The 26,209-nt window shown below is 69.9% G+C and carries 26 protein-coding genes and 2 pseudogenes; 12 read left to right on the top strand and 16 right to left on the bottom strand.

Going from position 1 to position 26,209, the window contains the following annotated elements; genetic code table 11:
- Positions 1–11: 11 nt before the first annotated feature.
- On the top strand, positions 12–1,277 hold the full coding sequence (locus ACZ4M3_RS33800; protein WP_467739312.1) for a sensor histidine kinase: 1,266 nt from the start codon (positions 12–14) through the stop codon (positions 1,275–1,277).
- Entirely contained in the window at positions 1,274–1,879 is a 606-nt protein-coding gene (locus ACZ4M3_RS33805; RefSeq protein ID WP_467739245.1) for a response regulator, read from the top strand. The genes ACZ4M3_RS33800 and ACZ4M3_RS33805 overlap by 4 nt, the downstream gene beginning before the upstream one ends.
- Before the next feature lie 476 nt (positions 1,880–2,355).
- On the opposite strand, the gene ACZ4M3_RS33810 is transcribed toward ACZ4M3_RS33805, so the two are convergent.
- The gene (locus ACZ4M3_RS33810; RefSeq protein ID WP_467739247.1) at positions 2,356–2,784 is read right to left on the bottom strand and encodes a hypothetical protein; all 429 of its coding nucleotides are present in this window, start codon (positions 2,782–2,784) and stop codon (positions 2,356–2,358) included.
- Between the two features lie 446 nt (positions 2,785–3,230).
- Here ACZ4M3_RS33810 and ACZ4M3_RS33815 point away from each other — a divergent pair, with 446 nt between their 5' ends.
- From ACZ4M3_RS33815 to ACZ4M3_RS33825, 3 genes are all read left to right on the top strand, one after another.
- The gene (locus ACZ4M3_RS33815; RefSeq protein ID WP_467739249.1) at positions 3,231–3,671 is read left to right on the top strand and encodes a MarR family winged helix-turn-helix transcriptional regulator; all 441 of its coding nucleotides are present in this window, start codon (positions 3,231–3,233) and stop codon (positions 3,669–3,671) included.
- Between the two features lie 120 nt (positions 3,672–3,791).
- On the top strand, positions 3,792–4,355 hold the full coding sequence (locus ACZ4M3_RS33820; RefSeq protein ID WP_467739251.1) for a papain-like cysteine protease family protein: 564 nt from the start codon (positions 3,792–3,794) through the stop codon (positions 4,353–4,355).
- A 10-nt stretch (positions 4,356–4,365) separates the two neighbouring features.
- Positions 4,366–5,238 carry a hypothetical protein gene (locus ACZ4M3_RS33825; RefSeq protein WP_467739253.1) on the top strand — a complete coding sequence of 291 codons (873 nt, stop codon included), beginning with the start codon at positions 4,366–4,368 and terminating at the stop codon, positions 5,236–5,238.
- A gap of 571 nt (positions 5,239–5,809) precedes the next feature.
- Here ACZ4M3_RS33825 and ACZ4M3_RS33830 read toward each other — a convergent pair.
- Positions 5,810–6,691: a hypothetical protein gene (locus tag ACZ4M3_RS33830; RefSeq protein WP_467739255.1), complete on the bottom strand. Its 882-nt coding sequence runs from the start codon at positions 6,689–6,691 to the stop codon at positions 5,810–5,812.
- The gene (locus tag ACZ4M3_RS33835) at positions 6,684–6,830 is read right to left on the bottom strand and encodes a hypothetical protein (RefSeq protein ID WP_467739256.1); all 147 of its coding nucleotides are present in this window, start codon (positions 6,828–6,830) and stop codon (positions 6,684–6,686) included. The genes ACZ4M3_RS33830 and ACZ4M3_RS33835 overlap by 8 nt, the downstream gene beginning before the upstream one ends.
- A gap of 919 nt (positions 6,831–7,749) precedes the next feature.
- On the opposite strand from ACZ4M3_RS33835, the gene ACZ4M3_RS33840 reads away from it, so the two are divergent.
- The gene (locus tag ACZ4M3_RS33840) at positions 7,750–8,127 is read left to right on the top strand and encodes a YrdB family protein (protein WP_467739258.1); all 378 of its coding nucleotides are present in this window, start codon (positions 7,750–7,752) and stop codon (positions 8,125–8,127) included.
- Between the two features lie 535 nt (positions 8,128–8,662).
- On the opposite strand, the gene ACZ4M3_RS33845 is transcribed toward ACZ4M3_RS33840, so the two are convergent.
- A complete protein-coding gene (locus ACZ4M3_RS33845; protein WP_467739260.1) occupies positions 8,663–9,004 on the bottom strand; it encodes a HopJ type III effector protein in 342 nt (113 codons plus the stop codon).
- Positions 9,005–9,159: 155 nt separating this feature from the next.
- On the opposite strand from ACZ4M3_RS33845, the pseudogene ACZ4M3_RS33850 reads away from it, so the two are divergent.
- Positions 9,160–9,456: pseudogene (locus ACZ4M3_RS33850) on the top strand (NAD-dependent DNA ligase LigA); the annotation flags it as partial.
- 581 nt (positions 9,457–10,037) lie between these two features.
- On the opposite strand, the gene ACZ4M3_RS33855 reads toward ACZ4M3_RS33850, so the two are convergent.
- Positions 10,038–11,336, bottom strand: coding sequence for a helix-turn-helix transcriptional regulator (locus ACZ4M3_RS33855; protein ID WP_467739262.1), 1,299 nt, complete (start codon positions 11,334–11,336; stop codon positions 10,038–10,040).
- A 167-nt stretch (positions 11,337–11,503) separates the two neighbouring features.
- On the opposite strand from ACZ4M3_RS33855, the gene ACZ4M3_RS33860 reads away from it, so the two are divergent.
- A complete protein-coding gene (locus ACZ4M3_RS33860) occupies positions 11,504–11,716 on the top strand; it encodes a hypothetical protein (RefSeq protein ID WP_467739264.1) in 213 nt (70 codons plus the stop codon).
- 143 nt (positions 11,717–11,859) lie between these two features.
- Entirely contained in the window at positions 11,860–13,017 is a 1,158-nt protein-coding gene (locus ACZ4M3_RS33865) for an RICIN domain-containing protein (RefSeq protein ID WP_467739266.1), read from the top strand.
- A 33-nt stretch (positions 13,018–13,050) separates the two neighbouring features.
- Here ACZ4M3_RS33865 and ACZ4M3_RS33870 read toward each other — a convergent pair whose 3' ends face one another.
- Entirely contained in the window at positions 13,051–13,185 is a 135-nt protein-coding gene (locus ACZ4M3_RS33870) for a hypothetical protein (RefSeq protein WP_467739268.1), read from the bottom strand.
- Between the two features lie 326 nt (positions 13,186–13,511).
- On the opposite strand from ACZ4M3_RS33870, the gene ACZ4M3_RS33875 reads away from it, so the two are divergent.
- Positions 13,512–15,683 (top strand): TerD family protein, encoded by a 2,172-nt coding sequence (locus tag ACZ4M3_RS33875; RefSeq protein ID WP_467739270.1) that lies wholly within the window; start codon positions 13,512–13,514, stop codon positions 15,681–15,683.
- Between the two features lie 387 nt (positions 15,684–16,070).
- Here the strand turns inward: ACZ4M3_RS33875 and ACZ4M3_RS33880 are convergent.
- From ACZ4M3_RS33880 to ACZ4M3_RS33890, 3 genes and pseudogenes are all read right to left on the bottom strand, one after another.
- Positions 16,071–16,208: pseudogene (locus tag ACZ4M3_RS33880) on the bottom strand (IS5/IS1182 family transposase); the annotation flags it as partial.
- A gap of 140 nt (positions 16,209–16,348) precedes the next feature.
- Positions 16,349–16,570, bottom strand: coding sequence for a DUF7489 domain-containing protein (locus ACZ4M3_RS33885; RefSeq protein ID WP_467739272.1), 222 nt, complete (start codon positions 16,568–16,570; stop codon positions 16,349–16,351).
- 414 nt (positions 16,571–16,984) lie between these two features.
- Positions 16,985–17,116 (bottom strand): hypothetical protein, encoded by a 132-nt coding sequence (locus ACZ4M3_RS33890; protein WP_467739274.1) that lies wholly within the window; start codon positions 17,114–17,116, stop codon positions 16,985–16,987.
- An 882-nt stretch (positions 17,117–17,998) separates the two neighbouring features.
- On the opposite strand from ACZ4M3_RS33890, the gene ACZ4M3_RS33895 reads away from it, so the two are divergent.
- Positions 17,999–18,622 (top strand): YwqG family protein, encoded by a 624-nt coding sequence (locus ACZ4M3_RS33895; RefSeq protein ID WP_467739276.1) that lies wholly within the window; start codon positions 17,999–18,001, stop codon positions 18,620–18,622.
- A gap of 39 nt (positions 18,623–18,661) precedes the next feature.
- Positions 18,662–18,883, top strand: a complete 222-nt coding sequence (locus ACZ4M3_RS33900; RefSeq protein WP_467739316.1) for a hypothetical protein — start codon at positions 18,662–18,664, stop codon at positions 18,881–18,883.
- On the opposite strand, the gene ACZ4M3_RS33905 is transcribed toward ACZ4M3_RS33900, so the two are convergent.
- The 7 genes from ACZ4M3_RS33905 to ACZ4M3_RS33935 all read right to left on the bottom strand — a co-directional run bounded on the left by ACZ4M3_RS33905 (position 18,823) and on the right by ACZ4M3_RS33935 (position 26,142).
- Entirely contained in the window at positions 18,823–19,503 is a 681-nt protein-coding gene (locus ACZ4M3_RS33905) for a helix-turn-helix domain-containing protein (protein ID WP_467739314.1), read from the bottom strand. The two genes, ACZ4M3_RS33900 and ACZ4M3_RS33905, sit on opposite strands and share 61 nt — an antisense overlap.
- 100 nt (positions 19,504–19,603) lie before the next feature.
- Positions 19,604–20,872, bottom strand: a complete 1,269-nt coding sequence (locus ACZ4M3_RS33910) for an MFS transporter (protein WP_467739278.1) — start codon at positions 20,870–20,872, stop codon at positions 19,604–19,606.
- 16 nt (positions 20,873–20,888) lie between these two features.
- The gene (locus ACZ4M3_RS33915) at positions 20,889–21,824 is read right to left on the bottom strand and encodes a RimK family alpha-L-glutamate ligase (RefSeq protein WP_467739280.1); all 936 of its coding nucleotides are present in this window, start codon (positions 21,822–21,824) and stop codon (positions 20,889–20,891) included.
- Positions 21,825–22,353: 529 nt separating this feature from the next.
- The gene (locus tag ACZ4M3_RS33920; RefSeq protein WP_467739282.1) at positions 22,354–23,022 is read right to left on the bottom strand and encodes a response regulator; all 669 of its coding nucleotides are present in this window, start codon (positions 23,020–23,022) and stop codon (positions 22,354–22,356) included.
- Positions 23,019–24,317 (bottom strand): sensor histidine kinase, encoded by a 1,299-nt coding sequence (locus tag ACZ4M3_RS33925; protein ID WP_467739284.1) that lies wholly within the window; start codon positions 24,315–24,317, stop codon positions 23,019–23,021. The genes ACZ4M3_RS33920 and ACZ4M3_RS33925 overlap by 4 nt, the downstream gene beginning before the upstream one ends.
- 35 nt (positions 24,318–24,352) lie before the next feature.
- Positions 24,353–25,207 (bottom strand): ABC transporter permease, encoded by an 855-nt coding sequence (locus ACZ4M3_RS33930; protein ID WP_467739286.1) that lies wholly within the window; start codon positions 25,205–25,207, stop codon positions 24,353–24,355.
- Positions 25,204–26,142 (bottom strand): ABC transporter ATP-binding protein, encoded by a 939-nt coding sequence (locus ACZ4M3_RS33935; RefSeq protein WP_467739288.1) that lies wholly within the window; start codon positions 26,140–26,142, stop codon positions 25,204–25,206. Before ACZ4M3_RS33935 ends, ACZ4M3_RS33930 begins: the two co-directional genes overlap by 4 nt.
- Positions 26,143–26,209 lie beyond the last annotated feature (67 nt).

Consider the following 26,209-nt stretch of genomic DNA (forward strand, 5'->3'; position numbering starts at 1 on the left):
CGGGAGCGAAGATGCACGGCAAGCGGGGGACCGGGACCGGCGAGGACTGGAAGGCCGACTGGGCGGCCCGCAAGGCCGACTGGCTGGCCCGGCAGAAGCGGCGCAGAGCAGGTGGCGAAACCCCCGAGCACGGCTGCGGCCCGATCGGCCCGAACAACCCCTTCGCGCTGCTGCCGTGGCTGCTGCTGGGCATGGGCGCCATCTCCAACGTCATCAAGGGGGAGACCCCCAACCCCTGGATCGGCGCCCTCGGTCTGCTCCTCTTCAACTCCCTCTACATCACCCTGGTGTTCCGCGCCTTCGACCGGCGGGCGCGGGAGGCCGTCAGCACCCGCTGGTGCCTGGCCGCCCTGGGTGCGGTCACCTGCGCCCTCGCCTTCGCCTACGGCGGCAACTGGCTGCTGTTCTTCCCGCTGTGGGGCCTGGCCACCGGTGCGGTGGTCCGGGGCCGGATGCTCGGCCCGGTGATGTTCGCCGTCACCGCCCTTGCCGGGGTGATCGCCGGCCGGGACGAAGGCTGGGACACCCTCGGCATCGCCTACGGGACGCTCGTGTCCGGCATGGTCACTGCCGCGATCCTCGCCCTGTCCGAGACCGTTAAGGAACTGCGCGAGACCCGGCAGGAGCTGGCCCGGGCCGCCGTGGACCAGGAACGGCTGCGCTTCTCCCGCGACCTGCACGACCTGCTCGGCCACACCCTCTCGGTGATCGTCGTGAAGTCGGAGGCGGCCCGCCGGATCGCCCCCCGGGACATGGACGCGGCGCTCGACCAGGTCGCCGACATCGAGTCGGTCGGCCGCCAGGCGCTCACCGAGATCCGCGAGGCCGTCACCGGCTACCGCGAGGCCAGCCTCGCCACCGAGCTCGACCGGGCCCGCGCAGCGCTGACCGCCGCGGGGATCGAGCCCGTCGTACGGCAGTCCGGGCCCCCGCTGCCCCCGCAGGCGGCGGCTCTGCTGGGCTGGGTGGTGCGCGAGGCCGCCACCAACGCCATCCGGCACAGTGCCGCCACCGCCTGCGAGATCGAGGTGAGGAGCTCCGCGGAACGGGTCCGCCTGGTGATCACCGACGACGGGAACGGCGTAGGCTCGACCCCGCCGGGCAGCGGACTGACCGGCCTGACCGAACGGCTCGCGGCGGTCGGCGGCACCCTGGTCGGCGGACCGGTTCCCGGTCCCGGCCGCGGTTTCCGGGTCACTGCCGAACTCCCGGTGGAGCCGGCCGAACCGGAGGACCGGGCCGCACCGGCGGGCCCGGAGGACGAGGAGAATCGATGATCAAGGTCCTGCTCGCGGAGGACCAGGGCATGATGCGCGGCGCGCTGGCCCTGCTGCTCGGGCTGGAGGAGGACATCGAGGTCGTGGCGCAGGTCGGTGCCGGGGACGAGATCGTGCCCGCCGCGATCGAGGCACAGCCGGACGTGGCCCTGCTCGACATCGAACTCCCGGGCCGCAGCGGCCTCGACGCGGCCGCCGAGCTCCGCACGCGCTGCCCCGGCTGCCGGGTGCTGATCCTGACCACCTTCGGCCGCCCCGGCTACCTGCGCCGGGCGATGGAGGCGGGGGCCGCCGGCTTCCTGGTCAAGGACGGGCCGGTGGAGGAACTGGCCGCCGCGGTACGCCGGGTGCTCGCCGGGGAGACCGTGATCGACCCCGCGCTCGCGGCCGCCGCGCTCAGTGCCGGCCCCAACCCGCTGACCCCGCGCGAGGCCGACGTACTGAACGCCGCGGTCGACGGGGCGACCGTGGCCGACATCGCGGCCCGGGTCCACCTGTCGGAGTCGACGGTACGGAACTACCTGTCCTCGGCCATCGGCAAGACGGGCACCCGCAACCGCATGGAGGCCGTCCGCGCGGCCCGCCGCCAGGGCTGGCTGTAGACGCCGCCCCTGCGGGCCATACAGCTGGGGCCTCGACGAGGCCGGAGCAGGAGACGGCTGGTCGAACGCCTTCCGAGGGCTTCGTCCCGCCGCGGCGGAGTCGCCGGGCGGTGTGCAGCGCGGCCACGAGTCCGGGGGGTCTGCCCCAAGCTGAGTTGCTGCCGCCGCCGCGGCACAGAGGTCGACGCGCCAGCACTGTGGCCGGGGCATAGCGGCTGCCGCACGCCTTCTACTGCCCCCGGCACGACCGGATCTCGCCGCCGCCAAGCGGACCCGCAGTCGGCGTCCGTCTGCTACCGCACCACCGGCATCGACCGCGGCGCCCGCCTGGGCTACGACGTCCCGCTGTTCAGCGGTCCCCTTGGGCGCGTGGATGTCCGCTGTTTCCGTGGCGTCGGACCATCGAGGCGTGCACCAGCACCACTCGGCCCGCGGCTACGAAACCCACCCGCACCGCTCCGAAGCGGACCAGAGGGTCAGCAGCAGTTGGGGAAGTCCCAAGGCAGCCAGCCCGACCCGAGGGCGAGGCGCGTCCTGCTCACGGTGGCGCCGTTGCTGTTGCGGAGGTAGATGTCCGTTCGGAAATTGCCCTGGGACTGGTCTTCCCTCACGTTGATGTCGCTCGCGGCGCGAGCAGAACCGGAAGGATCGGGCTTCCCCAAGGACACCCACCCGGTCCACTGCTTGCTGATGGTCCACCGCGTCCACACCGCATAGTCGAGGCCGACCAGGAACTGTTCTTTCTCGCCGTTCGGAAGCGCATGGTTCTTCACGCCGTAATCGCATATGTACTTGCCGCCGCCCCCCGCAGTGCAGGTGTCGGCTGCCTGAGCCGGTGCAACGGCCACGGCCAGTCCTGCGATGGTGGCGACGGCTACAACGGCAGCCTTGAATCTCTTCGACATGAGCACCCTGTTCTCTTGATGCGATCCACTTGAACCGGGCCTTCAGGCCCGGCCATGACACACCGTCACCCTACTGGTGACCGGTGCACCACCCTCGGGCACCCGTGTTCCAACGGGTGCCCTCGACTGGAGCACCCGCGAGCCTGACGCGCCCCCGCCGTCTGGCGCGTGACGTCGAGCGCCGCACCGCCAGCACCGAGAGCCCCGCTAGTTCCTCGTGGCGAGAGACATCCCGATCAGCCATCTCGGCCGCCACATGCTGGGTCCGGCGGGTGGATGGAGGTCTTGCCCGTGCGCGGCGACGTGCGGGCCGGCGCGATCCCGCAGCAGGAGTGCGACCCAGCTGCGGTAGGGCTTCCACCGTTCGGCGGTGCGCACCAGATCCTGCGCACCGGTCGCCTCGCCTTCGCGGGCGTACCTGGCCGTCATGGCGGCGTGCAGGCGGGGTGCGCGAGCACGATCTGACCGTCCCGCAGTACTCCTGCCTGGAACTCCTCGACGAACGGCCCGGCCTGCCCAACGCCGACCTCGCACGGGGCACCTTCGTCACCCGGAAGTCCGCCAACGTCGTCCTGCGCGGCCTCAAGGACGCCGGCTTCATCACCCAGGCCAGCAGCACCGGCCGCGGCCGTGCCCTGGCTGACGGCGCTCCTGGCCGACCTCGACGCGATGGCCGAAACCCTCGACACATGACCGATGCGACCGTCCTGCTCCTCCTGCCGAAGGGCAGGACGGCCACGCCGCCAAGCTCCCCCGGGAACTGGCGACCGTTCGATTTCGGCATCGCGGGCCGTGCCCGGTTCGAGGTGGGTCGGTCACCGCCGGCCCGTTGCACCACGGGTCACGCCCGTCCCCAGTGGAACAGCCTTTACAGCGCGATTAGCTGACAAGTAATCAGTTGGAGTTGCATCAACGCCCTTTCCCTATGACGTCGACAAGCTGCGCTGTCATATTCATGCCCGATGTCCCGCTCATCTCGTTGCACCCATCAGGGGGAAGGCAGGAACATGGGCAAATTCAGGTACGGAACCACGGCGTCAGCCATCGTGCTGGCCGCCTTGGGATCGCTCTCGGCCGCTGGAGGCACGGCTCACGCGGAGGCGGGCCAGGACACCATCAGCATGCTGAAACAGGAGAAGACCCAGTGGTGCTGGGTCGCCTCCGGGCTGACCATCGCCAAGTTCCAGGGCTTCGGCTCCACACAGACGGACTTCTGCAGCCGCGCCCAGCCCTACTACGGCTGCAACAACCAGCCCGCCACGCTCGACGACATGGCCAAGGGCTGGAGCAGCCTCGGCATGACCCACACCGGCTCGGGTCTGAGCAGCGCTGCCACGTTCAACCAGGTGTACACCGACGTCAAGGCGGCCCGGCCGATCGGTGCCCGCATCGGGTGGTCGTCCGGCGGCGGCCACATGAACGTGGTCTACGGCTTCGACACGTCGAACAACACGATCGCCGTGGCCGACCCTTGGCCGGACACCACCACGTACACGTGGTGGAACTACAACGACTACGTCAGCAACAGCTCGTCGAAGTGGACCCACTCCCGCATCGGTATCTCCCGCTAAGGCAGGCGACATGCGCGACACCAAAACGTCCGGCAAGCGGGCGGACTCTCGCTTCCCCCGGCTGTCCATCGTCATCGCACTGAGTGCATCAGCACTGCTGTCCGTCGTCGGTCCGGCTCATGCGGCACCGGTCAAGGACCCTCTCCCGGCAGACATCCCCGACTACCAGGCCGCCCTCAACGCGGTGAAGTCCACCGACGTGCGCAACGCCGTCTGCCGCTTCCTGCGCACTCCGGTGCCCACCACCGGCGCCGGCGGCCCGGTCCAGACGATTCCCGAGGCGGCCGAGCCGTGCCAGGGCCTCCCGGTCTTCACGATCAAGGATCCGGTGGCACGGAACGAAATCACCTCCGGGTTCGTCGCGGGCACGGCCAAGCCGCTCCCCACGGAGGCGATCAAGCTGACGCAACTGGTCTCGTCGCTGAGCACCACCGTCAACGGGCGCAACGCAACCGTCATGCTCGCCCCCACTCAGGGCGGCGGCTGGCATCTCGCGGCCATCCGCGACGGCGACAGCGACGCCACGTACGCCAGCAAGGCCTCCCTGGGAACGCTGGTCTTCACCGAGCCGCAGATCCGCGGCTGGTACCAGCTCAGGCTCACCACCGTCGAGCCGCTCAACGACGAGGCCCGACAGGGCTTGGGCGGCCAGGCGTCGGTCTCGCTGAGCGATTACCAGAAACTGGTCAAGGCCCGCTACGCCGACAAGCTGCCCGGCTCGGAGTACGACACCAACGGCTACTCCAGCGGCTACAGCCCCCAGCGCAAGGCGGACGACGTCTCGTCATCCACCCTGCTCCTTGCCAGCGGCTCAAGCGCGGCAGTCGCCCTCGCGGGCGGAGCCGTGATCCTCCGTCGACGCCGGCGCGCAAGCACCGGCTGAACCCGAGCCCGCAGATCCCCCCGCTCCGGTAACCCGCACGGGTAGCCGGGACGGGGGGATTCCGTTCGGGCCGCGGCTCCGCAAAGGTTGGGTTTGGAGGGCGTGGGCGCCTGCGGTGATGACTTCGGCGAGCTGGTTGGCGAGGGCCGTGCTGCATCCGCCGAGTCGTACGAAGCCGCGGCAGCCGACCGGTCCGTCGTTGCTGAGTGAGGGGAGGGTCAGGCCGGCGAGTGCGAGGGCGGCTTTGAGGTTGGCGACGGCTTCCTCACCGGTCTGGTAGGCGGCGTCCTGGCTGCGCTCGTACCGCAGTCGCTCGGAGTGGGTGAGCTCGTCGGGCATGCTGTTTTCCTCTTGCAGGAGATCGGGTCAAGTGCGGGTGGGGGAGGGGCGGAGCGCTGAGGGTTACGGAATCCCTCATGGGTGCGGCACCGGGGTTGCGGAGCGCGGGCGGAGGTCGGGCAGACCCGAAGGGCTGAGACCGTGTGACGGCCGTGACTTATGGGTTTGGATCTTCGTTCCACCGGTGTAAGTGATCACTGCGTGGGTGCGTGAACGGCCGGAGGAACCGGGCTCAGGACCCGTAGCGGATCCTGGAAGGAGTGGCAGTGCGGTCGGCTCCTCGATCCAAGATTGACACTCCGAGGAGCGCGGGATCCGCGCCGCGCACAGCCGCCGGTTGCCTTAGCGACGGCGTGCGGTGGCGGTTTCGTGAGACGGCTTGGCGGGGTGGCCGGGTGAGGGTGATCTGGCGGACGAGTTGCTGGAAGCAGGCGAGTGCGGCGATGGGAGGGAGGGTCGCCGCCGCGCCGGCTGCGAACGTGGTGGGTGCCTGGGCCACGCACAGGAACGTGGCGAGGGCGGAGAACAGCAGCACCATGGACCAGGAGTGGACGGCGCGGCGCTGATGTAGGGCGGCCCGGAGGATGGACAGCGAGGCGACCAGCCAGGGTCCGTAGATCAGCAGCGGCCACCAGCTGACGACGTCCGCGGTGCGCGGGCCGGCACTGTGACGCAGGGCCCCGCAGATGGCCAGACCGCTGAAGACGCTCACCAGGGCGGCGATGACGGCGACCAGCACGGCGGTGAAGAAGCTACCCGTTTTCAGCAGGGTCACCACCGACGTCTCGGCAGGACTCCGGCGGTGCCCGTGGCGGGTCGGCGGGTGCGGCCTGTCGCCGGTTCCCGGTGACGGACCGGTGTAGGTGCTCGCCACGCCGCCCCGCGGATCGCAGGCCGCGTCGACGTCGAATTCGCGGAACGTCTCTGGCTGCCCCGGCTGGCCGGCCTCCTGGAGGAGTTGCGCCAACTCCTCCGCCGGGTCCCACGGGGCTTCGACTTCGCCCGGCGTGAGGAACGGCTGGTGGGCGGCTTGTTGCCCGACGCTCGGCGGCCAGAACGCTGAGCCGTCCGGCTGGCAGTGGTACGGGCCGCTGCCGTCGTACTGCTCAGACACAGGAGGTCATCCGCGAGCACTCGCCCATGAAGCTGCCGGACGCGTCCAGGGCGGAGGACCGTCGGCTGAATTCTTCCTGGAGCTGGTGCATCGTCTCCAGGAATTTCTCAAAAATGGAGGACGAGTCGAGGAGCTCCACGTTCTGTCCCTCATAGTACAAAGTCGCGTTCTTCTGGGGGGTCCAGGCTGTATACGTCCATGCGCCCGCCCTCGTCACCCAGCTGACCATGCCGCGACCGCCGCCTTCAGCGTTCTGCGCAAACATTGCCACGTGCTTTGCGTTTGTCATAGTCCAGTAACGCTTCGCGGCGCCGGGGGGAGTGTGGTCCACCCAGGTGATCGCGAGTCTGATAAATGCCTGGCCGGTGTCTCTTATTATTTCCCGCAATACTCGGGAGGTTGCTGGGCATCCCCATGTCGTCGTACGTGCACAGCCGCACGCGTGGGTGTTCCCGAGGCGACTCCGCGTCAACTCCGGCGCCCCTGGCCTGTATCCAGGAGGGTGCGGTCGAACGGATGTGCCCCCAGCGGCGGGCTCGTCGACTTCCGCGGTTGCGTGGCTCCGAACTCTGCGAGCAGACCCGACGAGTGCATGACAGTGAGTGCGCTCACGCCGTGCCCTCCGCGCATGGCACGGTGACGAGCCTCTTGTCCCGCTCGCCCCTACGACTGTCGGGCATCGGCCCGCAGAGTCGGGATGTGGCGCCGTGACTGCGCCGCCTGACCCTGGTCATCGGTTCTCCCGTCTGAAGGCGGCAGACGGCCTTGGCCCTCGGGAGCGGCTGCGCTGATGCTTTTCGACCTGGTGGTGATCAGTACGGCCATCACCCTGGGCCCTCTGCACAGTGCCCGCGCCGACCACCGGATTCACGGACCGGACGTGCAGTTCGCGCGACAGCCCGGATCGCCGTACGGAAGCCGCCGCGGCTGTCCAGGGCGCGCAGCGGCCGGGCGGCACGCAGGATGAACTGGCCGTCATCTGGCCTGTCCGTCACGACATCCGCCCTGATCTAATGCATCGACCGATCCCCGTCGGCCCGTGAAAGGCGTTCCGGCTGATGCTTCCCACCCCGCTCCACGTCGTCAACGAAGGCCTTGCCTTCCTCCTGGAGTTGGCGGGGCTGGCGCTGCTGGCCTGGTGGGGGTGGTCCACCGGCCAGAACACCGCGATACGGATCCTGCTGGGCGTGGGCGCCCCCGCACTCGCCGCCACCGTCTGGGGCCTGTTCGCGGCTCCCAAGGCGACCTTCACCGTTCCGCTCGCGACCGTACTCGTGGTGAAGGCCCTCTTCTTCGGCTCCGCCGCGGCCGCCCTCTACGGCCTCGGCCGTACCCAGCCCGCCATCATCTTCGCCGTGGTGGCCGTCGCCAACACCGCCCTCGCGGAAGTGGACCGCCGGCACCGCGGCGGACGCGGCCGGCCATGGGCCGGGTAGCCGCAGTCGACGGGGGCCGGTGATGAAGAACGCGGCGTCGCAGGCGAGGGAGGCGATGGCGCGGGCGACTCCTTCGGGTCGTCGAGCCGGCCGAGCGGGTGGAGGGCCGTGGTGCGGCTTGGCGGGCCCGGCCGGACAGGCCGGAGATCGAGGAGGCGCATACGACGGACCCGCCGGTTTCCGCTACCAGCACGTCCAGTCCGTCGGCCGCCGTGACGACAGCGTGGCTCACCCGCTCGGCGTCCTCGGGCCGGGTGACGTCCTCGGTCACCACGGCCTCGTACGCATCGCCCGGTCGGCGCAGCCGCGGCGCCGTGAGCCCCGCCGTGCCCAGGTCGGCGGCGTGCCCCGGGCGGCGAGCCGGCGAGGAGGGCCGCGGTGGTCCGTCCGATGCCGCTGGCCGCGTCGGCAAGTCCCAGCCGAACCGAACCCGCGCCGCCGCCGTAGGCAGTGCAGCCGGCGGTCGCGGCACGAGGCGAGGCCTTCAGGACGGGGTGGTGGACGCGACCTTTGGCGCTGGCCCGGATTTCGTTGTTCAGTTCTTGCGGGCCAACGGTTGTCCGGCGAAGCTCACCCCTGCCAGGCCATGGGCCATGAGGTTGCGAATGTTGGCGTGATCAGTGTCGTCCGGCGTGGCCAGCACGCTGCGATAGTGCTCACCGAATGCCAGCAGCGCCTCCTGGTCGCTCAGTCCTTCCAGCAGGGCCAGTCCCAGCGTCTTGCAGGAACCCTCGTTCTCACCTGCGGCATTCTCCAGTTCCCCGTTGCGGAACGCCTGCGGCTGATACTCGTAATGCGCCGCGACGAAGGCCAAGGTGTCGGTGAACTCGTGCTCACCCGACGCAAGGCTTGCCCGCAGCGAGTTCAGATCAGTCATGTCGGTTCCCCTGGGTTGAACGGACGACCGATTGCCGTCCGTGACCGAACGACGATAACCCCCTTGAGGCCAGCCGGTAACGAGCGGCATCTCCGCAGGTCACGATGTGCGACTGGGCGATCCGCCGAAAGCAGGTTCCGGTCCGGCACACCCTGCTCGGTGACGACGAGTACGCCCGGCCGCTGCGCGCCATCGAGGCATACGAGGAACCCGACCCGGACGAGGTGCTTGCCGAGTCGCCGACTGGAAAGTGGCGGGCGGGCCGCTCAGGGCCACGTGCCACACTCGGCGCAGATGCTCTCCCTTGACAACGCCTTCGACGCCGACGAGCTCGCCGGGTGGACCGCAGGCCTGGAACGGCGTCTCGGGCACCCTGCGGCCGGGTGGTGTACGGAGCCGAAGCCCGATGGCCTGGGGTTGCTGCCCGGTACCGCGGTGGCCGGCTCGTTCGTTGCGCGGCGGGGTGCTGCTGACGACCGTTGCGGGGATGGCGTTCGTAGCGGCGGTTGGGTCGGCGGTAGCCAGTAGCTGGGTGGCGTTGTCCACACGGACCCAGCCATGGGGCCCTCGTCGGTGCGGGCCCCATGGGCCGATGTTCTTGTCCTAGGTGCTTGCGGTCGCAAAGCCGACCTTCGCGGACGGCAGCGCGAGCTGGTCAGCCGAACCGGTGAGTCCCACGATTGACGGTGTGCTACCGCCGTCGAGGGGCCGGTACGTGTTTCGCGGGCCATCCCCCGAGTCGTGCCGGGCCGTCCGTTAGCCCTTCGGTGTGGGGGCGGGGACCACGACGCATCCTTCGGACGGCGTGTTGGGAGGAGGCGTCTGCCCTGCTGGAACGCCGAGGAGACCCCTGCCTGATGGTCCGGTCCAGGACGCCGGGTTCACCCTCGGCCGGTGGGCCGCTCACGGCACGGAGTGGGGTGGTGCCTTGATCTTGGTCCTGGCGAGACCGGGGAAGGTCCCCGGCCCGGCGGTCCTGTGACCGCCTGGCCGCGGCCGTGCACCGGAAGCAGTCCGGCCCGGGGGAGTTTCGTCACGCGGGTGGCGGGTTTCGTGACGGTGGGGTGGCGTCGGCGTGCGGGAGTGCTTCTCTCGGGGATTTTCGTGTGCGGTAGGCGCGGGAGCGGCATTTGGGGGAGCAGTAGCGGGCCGGTCGTCCGGTGGCTCGTCCTGAGGTCCGTGCGGGCAGGGCTCCGCCGCATGCCGGGCACGAGGGGGCCGGGTCGGGCCGGACGGTATGCGGGGCGGCTTCCGTTGCGGGTACGGGCGGGGGCGGGGATGCCGGGTGGCGGGTGAGTCCTTGTCGTTCGGCGATGACTCCTGCTTCGAAGCGGCTCTGGGCGCCGAGGGTGTCGAGCAGTTCGGAGACGTGCCGGCGGCAGGTGCGCAGCGAGATGCCGAGGCGGCGGGCGATGGTGTCGTCCTTGAGGCCTTTGGCGAGCATGACGAGGATGGTCTGTTTCATGGTCTGGGAGACGGCTTGGGTGGCGTGGGGTCCGGTTGAGTAGGGGGTGGCGTTGGCCCAGTCGCGTTCGTAGACGTGCAGGAGGTAGGCGAGGAGGTCGGGTTCGCGGATGATCAGGGCGCCGCCGGAGCGGGCCGGGAGCAGGGCGAGGACCTGGTCCACGATGATCATCTGGGGCAGTACCTCGGGCAGGGTGCGGATCTGGGCGCCTGCGGCGACGAGGTGTTCGGCGTGGGTGCGGGTGGGCTGGTCGAAGCGGGTGGCGTGCTGGTAGAGGCTGCGCATGCGGATGCCGCGTTCGAGGAGGGCGAGGTCGCGGGGGAGGGCTTCGCGCAGGGCGGCGACGGGGAAGGAGCCGCCGTGTTTGGAGACCAGGACTTCGCTGTGGCAGGAGTCGATGACCTCGGTGAGCAGCGTGCGGACCGCGAACTTGTCGGGCAGGTGGTCGATGGTGCCCTGCGGGAAGGCGTGCTGGCGGGCCTGGAGGTAGACGGGCATGAGGGCCGCGAGCCCGTCGTGCTGCTCCTGGATCTGTCGGCGCTGGGTACGCAGGGCTTCTTCTTGGGCGCGGAGGGCGGCGTCGCGGTCGGAGAGCAGTTGGCTCGCCGCGGCCTGGGGGCTCACTGGCTGCCAGCGCACGTCGGGATCCCCGGTGGTGGCGGGGGCTTCTTGCAGGAGGCAGGCGTCGAGGAGGGAGTCCAGCGCCTGGTGGCTCTCGTGCTCGCTGATTCCGGTCTCGGCGGCGGCCCGGGACAGGGCGGCGGGGGTCAGGCTCTCGTGGACGACGGTCCAGCGGTAGAGCAGGACCGCGGCGCTCCCCAGTTCGGGTATGCCCGTTGGCCCGCTGTCACCTGGCGCATTGCCCATGGAACCCCTCCTAAAAGTGCATGGCACACAGATGATGCCCCGTGGGACTGCCGCGGGCGGCGCCGGGTCGGCACAGTGGTGATCACAGCCGGCACGAGCGGCTGGCGACCAGAGCACGACACCGGCGGACTGACCGCTGCCGGGCGACACAGCAGGAGTTGATGCACATGCGGGGAAACACGGTCCGGGCCCTGGTGGCCCTCGTATTGGCCGCGGGCATCGGATGGGGCGGCGCCGCCGTCTCCGCCGCTTCGGACGGCCCCGACGCCGGGCACCGCGTCAGTGCTGACACGGAACTTCCCGGGTGGCTCGACCCCGGCAAGGACTGCCCCGTGACGACCGCGTGGGGCGACGAGCGCTGCCCGCCCCGGCAGTACTAACACGGTGCGGTCCGCCTCGATAGCGGACCGTCAGCGGCCCCGGACAGAGCTCCCGTCTCATCTCCCGCCTAAGAAAGGCGCCGACCTTGCCACGCTCCGACGTTCTTCACCCACGCACCAGGACGCTCGCCACGCTGATGGCGATGACCGCGCTCGTCGGCTTGCTGATCGGCCTGCCGGCATCGCCGGCCGCAGCCGACACTCCCAACGCCCACACCATCGCGACCTACAACTCGCAAGGCGCCCGCTGGTCGGACGTCCGGCAGCTCAGCAACGAGAACGACATCGTCGCCGTCCAGGAGGCGGGGTCGGAACCGGGTTTGTACGGCATGGTGCTCCAGCAGTCCTACAACCGCAGCGGCTACACCGTCCACCTGTATCGCTGGGGCAGCCGCTACGTGTACTGGATGAGTCCGCTGGGAGACACCCGGGTCAACCTCGCCATGGTCACCCACACCATGGCCCACGAGGTCTACGTCGCCCCGCCCGGCCGGGCCGGCGCCCGCCCCGCGCTGGGTCTGCGCATGGACGACGACATCTACTACAACGTGCACGCGCTGGCTTCGGGAGCGCACAACGAAGCAGAGGAGCTGGTACGCCAGGTCCGCAACCAAGCGACCGCGGCGGGCCGCGCGTGGACCGTCATGGGCGACTTCAACCGTGATCCGGACCAGGGCATGCACAACCTCGCCGCGGGTCTGGGCGCCCAGGTGTACCACACCGGCCTTGCGACCCAACAGAGCAGCGGCGAACTCGACTACATGATCTCGTCGCGCGCGCTGGGGAACTACCGCGGGATACGTATGGGCGGCCGCGGCTCCGACCACTACCCGGTCTACTTCCGCACGCAGTTGGTGGCGAACGGGTCCGTGGTCGAGCTGACCAGCGACAGCGACCACGACAAGTACCTCACGTTCGAACGCGGGAGCAACGCCAACGGCACGCACCTGGTCTCCGACACCTGGAACCCCATGAAATCCCAGTGGAAGCTGCGCAGCATTCCCGGCGGCGGCAAGTATGACTTCAACTTCGTCAACAGGTCGACCGGCAAGTGCATCGACGTCGACAACGGCCGCTTCGCGAAGAGCGGCGATGCCCTCAACGAATGGGACTGCGAGGGCCAAAGCTCCCAGGTCTTCTCCATCTACTACTGGGGTGAGGAGCCGGGGGCCTGGATGATCAAGCAGAACAACACCGAGTTGTGCGTGAACACCACGGCCACCAGAACCAAGGTGCTCAGCCTGTTGCCGTGCGCGCATGCCACCCCCAACCAGCGCTTCGTGCCGCACTTCTACGGCTAGGGTCATCCACGTGCAGGATCGGCCGTAGCCAGGTCAGGCCGAAGCCCGGACGACCGGCCGCGGCTCGAACAGCACCGGCGTGGCGGCTTCCACCGCGGTCCCGACCGCCACGGGAGCCGCCACGGCGGCGAGCAGGAGCCGGACCATTTCCGCCGTCGTGTCCTCCACCGGCTGGCGTCCGCCGCAGTCGGCACGGCCCGCTGGACAGGAACAGGGTAGAGATACGACGGGCCGCCTCGATGGCGGCCTTCTCGTTTCCGTGGATGTCGCTCTTCATCAGGCCTTCTTCGTCCATACCAGCGGAACTTGACAGGGAAACGCCAAGGCTTGTTCTATCGCGACCCACCCCGCCGCGCGCTTACCGTGTCCGCATTCCGTGGACGGATGACTCTCCGAAACGCCGACGACGACCGTGCCCGGCCCGGCTCACGTTTCGTCCCCCGTAGCGGGAAAACCGGGTGCGACCGCTCGCCCCGCCCTGAGATCATCCCGGGATGGTCCACCGACTCGAATCCCTGGTCATCCGGCACACCCATCGCATCCCGTGTCCCACAGGACCCGTTGGGGAAGGAACTGTCGCGGCGCTGCAGTTCGATGCCGCGCTGATGTCCGTTGGCTTCAAGCTCTCAGCCGAGCTGCTCGCGCAGTTGTCGGGGCTCTCCGAGGGCGCGGTCGTCGAGACCGCCGTAGGGACGTTGGGCACGGTCCGCGAGATGGTCGGCGACCACGTCCGGCACAACGTGTACTTCGTCGACTTCCCCGCCAACGTTCCCGACACCGTCGGCTTCTGGATGCGGTGCATCGCCGACGCGCTCGCCGACGACACCACGCGCGCGAGCACGCTGGAGCAGCTGAGCACCGGTGTGGTGAACCTGCTCACCCTCCCGTCGTACGGGGACTACCGCCACACCTACGCCGAGATGCTGACCCACCACGACGAGCTGATCGCAGCGGCGGGAGACCGTATGACGGTCCTGCACCTGGGCGGCGCCCTCGACGACGAAATCACCTCCCTCTACCTGGCGTTGGCCGGCAGCGCCACCCCTCTCGGCGAGGACGGCCGGTACGACCTGCAGGACCTCGCCGGCCACTGCGCCGACGGACCGCAGCCCGTGGAGATCCCCGTACGCGAGAACCGCGCCGTGGTCAACCAGGCCCGGCTGACGGCCGGTGCGGGCCTGCTGCTGGACACGGTCACCGATGTGCTCCGCCTGGCCTGCGCGCTCGTGGGCGGCGACGTGACCCTGCAGGAGCCGACGCGGCTGCGCACCCTGCCCCGATCGGTGCGCCGGGCGCTGCTCGCGGGCCTTGACGCGGTCGTCGCCGCGGCGCCGGCCAAGCTCGCCGACGTGCACGCCCACCGCGAGCGGTGGAAGCGGCTCGGCGAGCGGCTGCACCCGCACGAGTACCCGCAGTGGCCGCACGCGGCCGACGTGTTCGCCGTCGCCCGCGGCGAGAAGACGGCGCGCCCCCTGGAAAGCCGGGTCGAGGAGCTGATCACCCGCGGCGACACCACCGCTGCGGTCGAGCTGCTGAAGGCCGCGCCCGGCAGGCTCTTGCGAGCCTTGGACCACCTGCTGCGCGACTCCTGCACCCAGGACGAGCGCGATGTCGTGGTGGCCGCCGCGGAGCAGGTCGTGCCCGACGTCTCCGGCCGGGTCTTGCTGTCGGTGCGCCAGCACCTGCACAACCGTGAACAGGAGACCGGTAAGCAGCGCGTGTTCGTCAACCGCCTCGGCCGGGCCTGGGTCACCGACGACACCCGTCGGCCGGTTTTCGCGCCCGAGTGCAAGCGGCTGATCGCCGCGCTCGACGCGGAGCTGCGCCGTCGGCTGCCCGCCGCGGACCATCTGCTGATCGACCCGGACGTCCTGGACGTGGCGTTGCCGCTCAGCGGCAACGCCACCGCGTCCGGGCTGGGTGTGCTGCCGCGCGGCTCGGTGTCCCGCGTCGACGGGGAACTGCTGCGCTTCTTCGTGTACTGGAAGCAGAGCGAGCGCTCCACCGACTACGACCTGTCTGCGGCGCTCCTGAACGCCGACTACTCGACCGCCTCCTGGCTGTCGTACACCAACCTGCGCGGGGTCGGGGGCGAGCACTCCGGCGACATCACGGACGCGCCCGACGGAGCGTCAGAGTTCATCAACCTGCGCCTGGGCGCTGTGCGCGCCACCTGTGTCCTTCCGCAGATCAACATCTTCTCCGGAGAGGGCTTCGAGGAGGTCGACGAGTCCTTCTTCGGGTTCATGCTGCGCGAGGGCGAGCAGAAGGGACGCCCGTTCGAGCCGCGCACGGTACGCATGAAGTCGGAGCTGCGCGGTCCGGGCCGGGTCGCCCTGCCGCTGGTCTTCCTGCGCGGTTCCGACGGCCGGTGGCGGGCCAAGTGGCTGCACCTCTACCTGAAGGGGACTCCGTCGTCGAACAGGGTCGAGGGCAACCGGGCGACGGTCGCGACACTGCTGCGCGGCATCGTCGAGCGCGAGCAGCTCACCGTGCGCTACCTCACCGAGCTGATGACCGGCAGCGCGACGACGGTCACCCTGTGGGACGGCAAGGTGGTTCCGGCGGGGCCCGTCACCTACGTCGGCCTGGAGCACCCCGCCGGACTGCACCCGCAGTCGCGCATCGTCACTCCCGAAAACCTGCGTGACCTGATCCCCGCCTGACTGTTAACGTAGCCGTGGCGAGGCCATGAAGGGGCTTCCTTCTCCACTACTCCTGAAACTAGTCCCTTCGCTTTCCTTGCCGCCGACTTGAGGCCTCTGGTCGCCCCGCCTGTACGCGGGACGGCTGGAGGCCTTTCGCGTGGCCGGCGTCGCCTTCCCGGCTCAAGGCGGCAACTCGGTGACCAGGCCGGCGAAGGCTTCGTCACCCACCCTGACCAGCTGTCCTTCGTGGCCCCAACGCCCTTGGCCACCGCAACGCCGCCGGCCACGTCGAAGTGGCGATGTTGAACGCCATCGGCTGAGCCGACCCGCACCCGGCACGCCCGTCGACAGTCCCGCTACTCACCCGCGGCTGCCAGCGGGCCCGCACCGCGTCGTCGTTGCGGTGCCGCCGGTCGGGGAGACGGCGAGCGGGGTGCCCCGGCCGTCGACGATGAGGTGGTGCTTGCTGCCCGGACGTGCGCGGTCGACCGGACTGGGACCGTTTTTTGGGCCCCGTCGAGCTGCCCTGACATGGGAAGAGTCGATCACCGCCCACGACCAGTCCAGCTTCTACGCGACCCGCTGCTTCTTCAGCAGCACTCCTCACCGCCATCTTCACCGCTGCAGCGGCGCCGCCGGTTGCGTGGACGTCGGATGCCGTCCGGCCATTGCAGACGCACAGGCTATTCCTTGACCGGGTCGACGCCCGGGCGCTTGGCTATCCGGTCGCCGATCGCGATCGCTTTCCACAGTCGCCGCCCGATCCTGACCCTGACGGATTCGCCGTCGTCAAGACGGATCTCGGCGTAGTGGTACATGTTGGAGCCGTCGAGCATGTCCCGGGACTTACCCGTGACGACGCCTTCCCAGGAGTCTTCGCTTCCGACTTTCTGTGATTTCGACATGCTGTGGAGTCTACGGAGGGAAATGGCCGGTGCAGTAGGACCGTGTATCACCGCATGGCGCTTACAAATGTCATACGACGCCGTCCGAGACGCCCGCCGCGCGGGCCTGCGTAGGGGTGCCGGCACCCGCCAAGTCCCCCGACGCCCGCATCCCGGACGACGCGGCAGCATCGAGCCGGGCGGCAACGGTCGCCCCGACCGGTGCTGGGTGATGGTCCGCGGCGTGGGGCGTTACAAGCGCGATCTGTACGAGCACGGGACCAAGAGTCCGAACCCGTCCGGCGGGTGTGACGCCCGTCAGGAGGTCATCCTGTCCGAGACGCCGGAGGCGTCGCAGGTCGCGGCCGGCTGCAAGTTGGACCTGGCCGGTGGACCGGGGCCCCGGAGCGTACGGCCAGGCTTTTGGGGCAGCAATCAGTACTGCTCGATCCTGTTGGCGTAGACGTCGTCCAGCACTCCGATGATCCTGCTGTAGCGCTGCACGGCGCCGGAGATGGCCGTTCCGGCGTTGATGCGCCGGGCGGTGAGGTTGAAGTAGACGGCCATCAGCTGCCTGCCCAGGACGCTCTTGGGTGCGGTGCTGTCGCCGAAGGCGGCGGTGACCTCGGCGGCGGACAGGGCCCCGCTCCGGTCGGTGTCGTACCGCTGGTCGGCGGCCTGTACGCGGGCCAGTGCTCGCGCGGGATGTACAGGGTGCGGTCAGCTCAGCGAGTGGTGCCACAGCCGCTACGTCCGCCGCCTTTCCGACGTCACGCTCGCAGGCCTGCCTCTGCGCATCGACTTGTCCGTACGCCGCCTGAACTGCGAGAACATCGGGCTCTCGCGGGTCGCCGTCCTGTCCCAGCTGATGCGGGTGCGGGGTGGACGACTTCGGGCTCTACGGCGGCACATACGGAACTCTCCGGCAGGGCATCACCGCTGCCGCCCCCGATGCCGCTGCAGGTCAGCGATCGCTTTCACCTCTGGCAGGGGTTTTCCCGCCGCGTTCAGGACACCACCTCCGCCCACCGCCCTGCCCGCGGTCAGATGAACTCGATCCCGCACCGGTTGAGGACACCGTCCATGCTTTGGTCCGCACCGGCCGGAGCCACCGGTCCGGGGCCCGGGAGCTCGGCCTGCACCGCCGGACCGTAGGCAAGTACGCGCCTCGTGCCGCGCGTGCTCAGTGGAGCCGCGACGCGCGACCTGTCCAGCGAGCTGTTCGGCATGCGACTGCCCACACCTGGCTGTGTCGCCGAGAGGCAGGTTCTGGCACAGATCTTGGGGAGTCGTGGCGGAGCGTTACAGAAAGCAGGATCACCTTGCGGAGTAGTTCGAATCCGGCTCGACCATAGAGCTGGCTCTCTTCTTTGGAGATCCAGTGCCCTGATCCAGAGCACGGCGAGGCCGGTGAGGCTGGTGTCGTACCCCGGTTCTAGAGTTCGGCACATGTCCCGTCACACGCCCGACCGCCCGGTCGACGTGGAGAGCCTCTTCCCCGAGCTGCTTCCCTTCCGTCGTGAGTCCGTCCGCCTGCACCCGCGCCCCGGTTCTCCGACGTGCCGGGACAGCTCTGTCGGCGGCCCGCTGCTGTGGCCCGCCGACGAGCCTTGGCCGGTGTGCGAAGCCGAGCACTACGACCCGGACACCGCGAGCCGCCTCGAACCTGCCTCACCGATGGCCCCCATCGTGCAGATCCACCGCGCCGACGTACCCAGCCTGCCCTTTCCAGAGGGCACCGATCTCCTCCAGGTCCTGTGGTGTCCTTACGCGCACGGCACCTACTGTCACCCGCTACCCCAGGTGTATTGGCGAGACTCCCTTGCCCTCGGAGATGTGGGGGCGACACCTGCACCGTCGGCGGCCGGGCTTCCCAACGGCTGGTACCCGGCGCCCTGCGTCGTTCACCCCGAGCAGGTGACCGAATACCCGAGGAATGACCGTCCCTGGGATCTGCGCGACGCACTCGAAGTCCGTGTCGAGGCACTGCTGGCAGAGACCGGGCTGCGGTACTCGTCGCATCTTGCCGACGCACCGGGAATCAAGCTGGGTGGCTATCCGGGCTGGAGCTAGGAGCCCTGCTGGCCGGACTGCGCAACCTGCGGAGGCCGGATGGAGCACCTTCTGACCGTGGCCGAGAGGGAATTCGACAGCGAGTCCTGGCACACCTGGCTTCCCGAGGAAGACCGGACGGCCGAGAACACCGAGACCCGCTGGCTATGGGAATCCGAGGCGTTCAACCCCACCCTTCTGGACACCTGTGGCATCAACGTCTACGTATTCGAGTGCCGCACCTGTCCCCACCGCCCCGTCGGGCACTGGTCGGACCGATGACCGGCAGACAAAGCCGCCTGACACACTCCTCTCACCCCGGCGCTCGCGATACTCGGTTCTGAGGAGTGGTAGCGGAGCGTTACTGGAGCAGGATCTTGCGTAGGAGCACGAACCCGGCTCGCCCGTAGAGCTGTCTCTTGGTTGGCGCGGTCATCCTCGCTCAGCGCGGTGGGGTGTCGGGTGAGCCAGCCAGTCACCTGGCGCACTGTCGGGGGCCGGGGCGGTGCGTCGGCCGGAGCTCCGCGGAGGGTGGCGATGTGGGCGCGGACCATCTGGTAGGTGACGGGCGCGTTGTCGGCAACGATTTCTCTGTGGAGGTGGGTGACGCTGGTGCATCCAGCGGCGAATCGGCGCTCCAAGTAGGGCTTGTAGGGGTCCAGCCTGCTGGGTCGCGGCCGGTTGTCGCGGATGGTGTCTTGCCAGCGTTCGGCGTTCGCGTACCTGAGCACGGTGTTGAGGCCCCAGCCCAGGTGCCGGGCAATCGCCCGGCGAGAGTGACCTTGAGCAAGGAGTTCGTGGACCAGGGCGTGTGCGGCCTTCTTCAGCTCGGCCCGCCGGCCTGCAGGCGCCGAGTCGTCCTGCGGCTGGTCGGAAGCCAGTCGGGGCGCCTCCGGCAGCATGCCGCTGGGCGAACGATGCCGCAGGTGGGTCACCGGCAGTTCCCGTGTCGCGTCGTGTCGTGGCCGGGGCGTCCGCAGCGGGCGAACGGATGTGGTCCGTTCAGGTGATGTGTGGCTGGTGGGTACCGACCGGGTGAGGTCTGACCTCGGGGGGTGCGGGCGGGCGTGGGTAGAGCAGGCCGATGGTGACCGCTGCGGCGGCGGATACGGTGCCGCCCAGGGCGAGGGCGGTGCGGGGGCCGGCGCTCTGGGCGATCCAGCCGATGCAGGGGGCCACCAGGGGGGTGGTGCCGAGGGTGGCGAGGAGGTACAGGCTCATGATCCGTCCGCGTATGCCGTCGCCGACGCCGAGCTGGAGGCGGGCCTTGGCGGCAGTGAGGAAGACCAACAGTGCGGTTCCCGTCGGGACGAGCAGGAGGAGGAAGGTGACGTGGCCGGGCATCAGCGCGCAGGCGGCCTCCAGCGCCCCGAAGGCGAGGGCGGCGGCCGCGAGTCGGCGGCCGGTCATCCGCGGGTGGCGGGCGGCCAGGAGTGAGCCGATCACGGAGCCGGCGGCCAGGGCGGTGTTGCCGAGTCCGAACACGGCGGCCGGGGCCTGGTAGACGTGGGTGATCATCAGTGCGGTGGTGATCTGGAAGTTCATGCCGAACGCGGCGACGACGGCGACGAGGATCAGGGTGAGCGCGAGGTCGCGGTGCTCGCGGACGTAGCGCAGTCCCGCCCGTACTTGCTGCTTCGCGGGGGGAATCGGTGGGGCCGGGCGGCCGGCCCGGGGGTCCATGCGCAGCAGGCAGACGATCACGGTCAGGTAGGAGAGGGTGTTGGCGAGGAAGGCGGGGCCGGTGCCGAAGAGGACGATGAGGGGGCCGGCGAGTGCGGGGCCTGCCATGCGGGCGAGGTTGAGGACGGCGCTGTTGAAGGCGAGGGCGCTGACGAGCTGGCCGGGTGCGACGGACTCTCCGATGAAGGCCTGGAGGGCGGGCTTCTCGACGACCATGGCGAGCCCGAGGGCGAGGGCCAGGAGGTAGAGGGTGTCCAAGCGGGCTGTGCCGGTGGCGACGAGTAGGGCGGGGATCAGTGCGAGGGCTGCCATGACCGTCTGGGAGGCGAGCAGGATCCGCCGCGTGGAGTGCCGGTCGACGAGGACACCGCCGTAGGGGCCGAGCAGCAGGAGGGGCAAGAACTGCAGGGCGGTGGTGATGCCCAGGACTGTGCCGCTACCGTGTGACAGCTGCAGGGCCAGCCAGTCTTGGGCCACCTTCTGTATCCACGTCCCCGTGTTGGATGCCGTCTGGCCGAGGGCGAAGAGCCGGAAATTGCGGCTTCTCAGAAGCGGCCAGCGGTTAAACCGGGGCGGGGGCACGTGCACGGGTGGGCTCCTCGGCCTATTGGTCCGACGATGTGACTTGGCCTTCGGTGGCCGTCAAGCGGGTCCGGCAGGCCGCTGTGAGCGCGGCGGTGATCTCCTTCATCTCGGGCTGCCAGCCGGCGTTGGCGTTCACCTCGCAGACCGTGAACCCGCCGTCCGGGGCGAACAGCAGGTCGACGCCCGCGACGCCGAGCCCCATGATCCGGGCCGCCCGGACGGCGAGGGCCTCCCCTTGGGGATAACGGCCCGTACAGGGGGTGAGGGTCGCGCCCAGAGCCAGGTTGGAACGGAACTCCCCTCCGGTGGCGGTACGCACGACCGCACCAGCCGCGCGTCCGTCTACGACCACCACCCGCAGGTCACGGCCGTGGGAGTAGCCGACGTACTCCTGGAACAGGCAGGCGGTGTCCGGCGCGAGCCCGTCGTGGACAGTCCGGAGGGTTTCAGCGTCCGGCGCCAAGAACACCTGCTCGCCGCGGTGCCCCCGGACCGCCTTCACCACACACGGTTGCGGTATCCCGGCACCGATCACCGCTTCCAGCGGGGCACCCGCACTCATACGGGTCTCGGGCACCGTGAGTCCCGCCGACGCGAGCCGCTGCATCTGCCGGAACTTGTCCAGACATGCGCACACCGCGTCCGCCGGGTTCAGCAGGGCGCTGCCCATCGCCTCCAGATGCCGCAGCAGCGTGATCTCTCGGTCCACGCCCGCGCCGGGCGTCCACACCCTCCCGTACACCAGCATGGGCGCCGCCACCGCGCATCCGTCCAGACCACGCAGCGTCAGCCCGGCGCGCCCCGCCCCCATCAACAGCTCACCGCTGCCCACGACAGCGAACCGGTCGCCGAACTCACCCGCCAGCGCCTCCGTGATCAGACCGGTCACCGGCCGGTCCGACAGGCCGGCACCCAGCACCAGCCACACGTCGGCGCCGCGATCCGCCAGATTCATACGGCTCCCGTCACTGCCAGCCACGGACACCCGGACTCCTCCTGCTCAACGGGCCGCCGGACAGTCCGTCGCCCCTACGAAGCCCTGCCCATATCGGGCGATGACAGGCAGAACGTCGCTGGTCTCACCCGGACGGCCCATCCCGGCCAGGACCCAGGTTGCAGTTGTGGTGGGCATGGCCGCAGGCGCACCGGGTTGGCGCCGAGCCGTAGGCACGGCAGTTCGTGCCCGCTCCATCGGTGTCCGTACCCCGCACGCTCCCAGCGGTCAGCCCCACTGGACGGACTGACGAGTCCGCATCCGCTTACGGAGTCCTTGAACCCCTTCGTACCGTCATGGCCCAGAAGCCGGACAGCCGGCCTTCCTCCCCGCCGGTCGCACACAGTTCAGGGCGACCGCCCGCACCAGGAACTGGCCGCCGCTTGTCCGACGTCTCCCGTGGAGCCCGACCGTCCAAGATCTCGCGGGACCTCATACCGTCGGAAGGACAGTGCGACGGACGGGCTGTTGACGCGGCCGACCCGTCGGCTCATCCTCCTTGCGGCCGGGTCAGGCCGTGGTCGTAAGCGAAGATCACTGCCTGGATGCGGTCGCGGGCGCCGATCTTGGACAGGACGCGGCCGACGTGGGTCTTCACCGTGGACTCCGCGAGGATGAAGTGACCGGCGATCTCGCTGTTGCTCCAGCCCATGCCGATGGCGACGAGGATCTCGCGCTCACGAGCGGTCAGGGACGTCAGGCGGGGGTCCTGAGCGGAGCCGTCGCCGGCGGGCGGTACGAGGCGGGCGAACTCCTGGAGGAGGCGGCGGGTGAGGCTCGGGGCGATCACGGCGTCTCCGGCGGACACCGCGCGGATGCCGGCCAGGAGTTCCTCGGGGCGGGCGTCTTTGAGGAGGAAGCCGCTGGCTCCGGCGCGCAGGGCCGCGTACACGTACTCGTCGATGTCGAAGGTGGTGAGGACGAGAACGCGGGAGCGGTCACCGGCGGCGACGATCCGGCGGGTGGCCTCGATGCCGTCCATTCCGGGCATACGGACGTCCATGAGGACCACGTCCGGGCGCAGTTCGGCCGCCATGCGCACGGCTTCGGCTCCGTGCCCGGCTTCGCCGACCACCTCCGTCTCCGGCACGGAATCCAGGAGCATGCGCTGGCCGTACCGCTGGAGCGGCTGGTCGTCCACGATCAGCACGGTGGTCACCGGGCACCGTCCTCGGGGGTGAGGTCGAGGTCGGCCCGTAGCGTCCAGCCGGCGCCCGTCGGGCTCGCGCTGACGTGACCTCCGTACAGCGCCGCTCGTTCCCGCATTCCCACCAGGCCGTGTCCTTCCTCGTTCGTCGTGCGGGGGCGGCCGGCCGGGGCGGGTGGGCCGGAGTCCTGGACGGTGATGGTCAGCCGCGTGTCCTCCACGACGACCGCCAGGTTCGCACGCGCGCCGGTGCCGGCGTGCTTGAGGGTGTTCGTCAGGGCCTCCTGCACGATGCGGTAGACCGTCAGCTGCACCCCGCTGTCGAGGGCCTCGATGTCTCCGGCCGTATGGTAAATGACCTCCAGGCCGGCCGTGCGCACCGCCTCGCACAGCGCGTCGACGTCCGTGAGGCCTGGCTGCGGACTGAGCTCGGGTTCGGCCGCCGAACCGTCCGCCTCGCGCAGTACGCCGAGCACCCGGCGCAGTTCGCCCAGCGCCTGACGGCCGGTGTCCGCGATGAGGTGCAGGGCCTCTTTACCTCGTTCCGGAGCGGCGCCGGCGGCATAGGCTCCCGCGTCGGCGAGGGTGATGATCACGGACAGGTTGTGACCGACGATGTCGTGCATCTCCCGGGCCACCCGTGCCCGCTCGGCGGCCACGGCGAGCCTGCCGCGTTGGTCGCGTTCGATCTCCAGCCGCGCCGCACGGTCGCGCAGCCCGGCCAGCTGAGCCCGCCGGACACGGATCATCAGACCGAGTGCGAGTGCCGCGGTCGCCGTGCTCAGCAGGAAGAACAGCGCGTCCCAGACCGACATCGCCACCGACACGCGTACTGCGACCAGGCTCAGCGCGGCCGCTGTGGCGGCACAGGCCCAGGGGAGCTGCCGCAGCCGCCCGTGCAGGGCGAGGCTGTACAGGGCGACGAAAAGGGCGACGTCCGCACGGAGCATGGCGCCGAGGGACCACTGGAGGACGAACACCGCCGTGACGGCACCGAAGGCGGCGGCGGGCGCCCGGCGTCGCCACAGCAGCGGCAGCACCAGCCCGGCCTGCAGGGCCAGCATCGCCGCGACGGGCAACCGGACGAACGCCAGACGGAAGCGGTGTGTACCCTCGCCGTCGCCGTCCCCGCCGATCACGCCGACGGCGTGCAGCAGGTCCGGCAGGCAGAACAGTAGGAAGACCAGGACCACCACGGCGGTGTCCAGCACCCACGGACGGGCCCGGTCGGCATGCCGGAGCCGCTGGCCGGCCCGGCCGAGCCGGGCGACCAGCGGTCCCATCCCGCTGAGATCTTCGGTAGTCATGGAGGTCACCGGACCATGATGCGGGTGGCTGCGGCTCAGACGTCGCTGCGCAGCAGCCGGTACGCCGCACCCGCCAGTGCCAGAGCCGTCCAGCCGAGGAAGACCAGCAGCCCGGCGCCCGGCGAGAGGGTGGTCGCGTCGTGGGTCAGGGCGAAGATCGACTCGCCCGCGTGGCTGGGGAGGTAGGGGTCGATGTCGCCCTGCCACGAGCTGGGCAGCAGGGACACCAGCCCGGGCACCAGCATGAGGGCCGCCACCAGGACCGAGATGCCGCCGGCCACCGACCGCAGCAGCGCGCCCAGGGCGGTGCCGATCACGCCCACCAGGCCGAGGTAGAGTCCCGCGCCCAGCAGGCTGCGTACGACGCCCGCGTGACCGAGGCTCATCGCGGCGGGCGTGCCGGAGACGATCCGGCTGCCGACCAGGAAGGCGACGAACGCGCCGACGGTCGCGATCACCAAGGCGACCACGCCGTACACCGCTGCCTTGGACCAGAGCACGGGCAACCGGCGCGGCACCGCGGCGACAGTCGAGCGGATCATGCCCGTGGAGTACTCGCCGGCCGTGACCAGCACACCGAGCACACCGAGGGCGAGCTGGGCGAAGTTCGTGCCGAAGAGGGACAGGCTCACGGCCGTCGCGGTGGCGAAGTCGCGGTCCATGTGCCGACCGGAGCCGAGGTTGGACTTGTAGTGGCTCGCGGCGATGACGCCGAAGGCCACGAGGAACAGCAGGCCCAGCCCGAGGGTGATCCAGGTGGAGCGCAGGGACCAGAGTTTGGCCCACTCCGAGGACAGCACACGCCGTCCGGTCACCCGGTAGACGGGGCGATCGGCGGGTGCGGCCTTGGTTGTCCCAGGGGTGTCAGGGGTGGTGGTCAGGGTGCTCATGCCGCGCTCCCGGTGGTGTCGGTGCCGGTCGTCGAGCCGTGGTACTCCACGGCGTCCCGGGTCAACTCCATGAAGGCTTCTTCCAGCGAGACCGCCTTCGTGCTCAGTTCGAACAGGGGGATGCCGTGCTCGGCAGCCTTCAGACCGATCTCCCGGGCGGTCCTCCCGGTCACCTGGAGTTCCTCCGAGCCGATGCGGCCGGTGACCTCCACGCCCGGTCCGGCCAGTACGTCCCGCAGCCGGGCGGGGTCGCCCGTCGCGACCCGCACGGTGTGGCCGCCCGCCTCGCGGACCAGATCCTGAACCGTGGTGTCGGCCAGCAGCCGTCCCCGACCGACGATGATGAGATGCTCGGCCACCAGCGCCACCTCGCTCATCAGATGGGAGGAGACGAATACCGTCCGTCCCTCGGCGGCGAGGGAGGTGAGCAGGTTGCGGATCCACAGGACGCCCTCGGGATCCAGCCCGTTGACGGGCTCGTCCAGCATCACCGTCTGCGGATCGCCCAGCAGCGCGGCCGCGATGCCGAGCCGCTGGCCCATGCCGAGGGAGAAGGCACCGGCCCGTTTCTTCGCGACGCTGCCGAGACCGGCAAGTTCGATCACCTCGTCAACCCGGCGGCGCGGGATGCCGTGGGTGAGCGCCAGGGCCCGCAGGTGGTTGAAGGCCGAGCGGCCCGGATGGATCGACTTCGCCTCCAGCAGGGCTCCGACCTCCTGGAGCGGTGCCTGGTGGCGGGCGTAGCGGTGGCCGTTCACCGTGACGGAGCCGCGTGTCGGCGCGTCCAGTCCGACGATCATGCGCATCGTCGTGGACTTACCGGCACCATTGGGTCCCAGGAATCCGGTCACCGTACCCGGCTTCACGGTGAAGTCCAGACCGTCGACGGCTGTCTTCTCCCCGTATCTCTTGGTGAGCTGTTGTGCGTCGATCATTCTGTTTCTCTCTTTCGGACTGGGCGTCCGGCACGCCTGACGCCTCATCCGCCACGCTAAGCCCGCG

Source organism: Streptomyces sp. NPDC026522, assembly GCF_055567555.1.

Bases quoted from the DNA above. Each gene is read 5' to 3' on its own strand.
- ACZ4M3_RS33800 (WP_467739312.1), top strand. From the start codon at position 12: ATGCACGGCAAGCGGGGGACCGGGACCGGCGAGGACTGGAAGGCCGAC.
- ACZ4M3_RS33805 (WP_467739245.1), top strand. From the start codon at position 1,274: ATGATCAAGGTCCTGCTCGCGGAGGACCAGGGCATGATGCGCGGCGCG.
- ACZ4M3_RS33810 (WP_467739247.1), bottom strand. From the start codon at position 2,784: ATGTCGAAGAGATTCAAGGCTGCCGTTGTAGCCGTCGCCACCATCGCA.
- ACZ4M3_RS33820 (WP_467739251.1), top strand. From the start codon at position 3,792: ATGGGCAAATTCAGGTACGGAACCACGGCGTCAGCCATCGTGCTGGCC.
- ACZ4M3_RS33825 (WP_467739253.1), top strand. From the start codon at position 4,366: ATGCGCGACACCAAAACGTCCGGCAAGCGGGCGGACTCTCGCTTCCCC.
- ACZ4M3_RS33840 (WP_467739258.1), top strand. From the start codon at position 7,750: ATGCTTCCCACCCCGCTCCACGTCGTCAACGAAGGCCTTGCCTTCCTC.
- ACZ4M3_RS33845 (WP_467739260.1), bottom strand. From the start codon at position 9,004: ATGACTGATCTGAACTCGCTGCGGGCAAGCCTTGCGTCGGGTGAGCAC.
- ACZ4M3_RS33855 (WP_467739262.1), bottom strand. From the start codon at position 11,336: ATGGGCAATGCGCCAGGTGACAGCGGGCCAACGGGCATACCCGAACTG.
- ACZ4M3_RS33860 (WP_467739264.1), top strand. From the start codon at position 11,504: ATGCGGGGAAACACGGTCCGGGCCCTGGTGGCCCTCGTATTGGCCGCG.
- ACZ4M3_RS33865 (WP_467739266.1), top strand. From the start codon at position 11,860: ATGACCGCGCTCGTCGGCTTGCTGATCGGCCTGCCGGCATCGCCGGCC.
- ACZ4M3_RS33875 (WP_467739270.1), top strand. From the start codon at position 13,512: ATGGTCCACCGACTCGAATCCCTGGTCATCCGGCACACCCATCGCATC.
- ACZ4M3_RS33885 (WP_467739272.1), bottom strand. From the start codon at position 16,570: ATGTCGAAATCACAGAAAGTCGGAAGCGAAGACTCCTGGGAAGGCGTC.
- ACZ4M3_RS33890 (WP_467739274.1), bottom strand. From the start codon at position 17,116: ATGGCCGTCTACTTCAACCTCACCGCCCGGCGCATCAACGCCGGAACG.
- ACZ4M3_RS33895 (WP_467739276.1), top strand. From the start codon at position 17,999: ATGTCCCGTCACACGCCCGACCGCCCGGTCGACGTGGAGAGCCTCTTC.
- ACZ4M3_RS33900 (WP_467739316.1), top strand. From the start codon at position 18,662: ATGGAGCACCTTCTGACCGTGGCCGAGAGGGAATTCGACAGCGAGTCC.
- ACZ4M3_RS33905 (WP_467739314.1), bottom strand. From the start codon at position 19,503: ATGCTGCCGGAGGCGCCCCGACTGGCTTCCGACCAGCCGCAGGACGAC.
- ACZ4M3_RS33915 (WP_467739280.1), bottom strand. From the start codon at position 21,824: ATGAATCTGGCGGATCGCGGCGCCGACGTGTGGCTGGTGCTGGGTGCC.
- ACZ4M3_RS33925 (WP_467739284.1), bottom strand. From the start codon at position 24,317: ATGACTACCGAAGATCTCAGCGGGATGGGACCGCTGGTCGCCCGGCTC.
- ACZ4M3_RS33930 (WP_467739286.1), bottom strand. From the start codon at position 25,207: ATGAGCACCCTGACCACCACCCCTGACACCCCTGGGACAACCAAGGCC.
- ACZ4M3_RS33935 (WP_467739288.1), bottom strand. From the start codon at position 26,142: ATGATCGACGCACAACAGCTCACCAAGAGATACGGGGAGAAGACAGCC.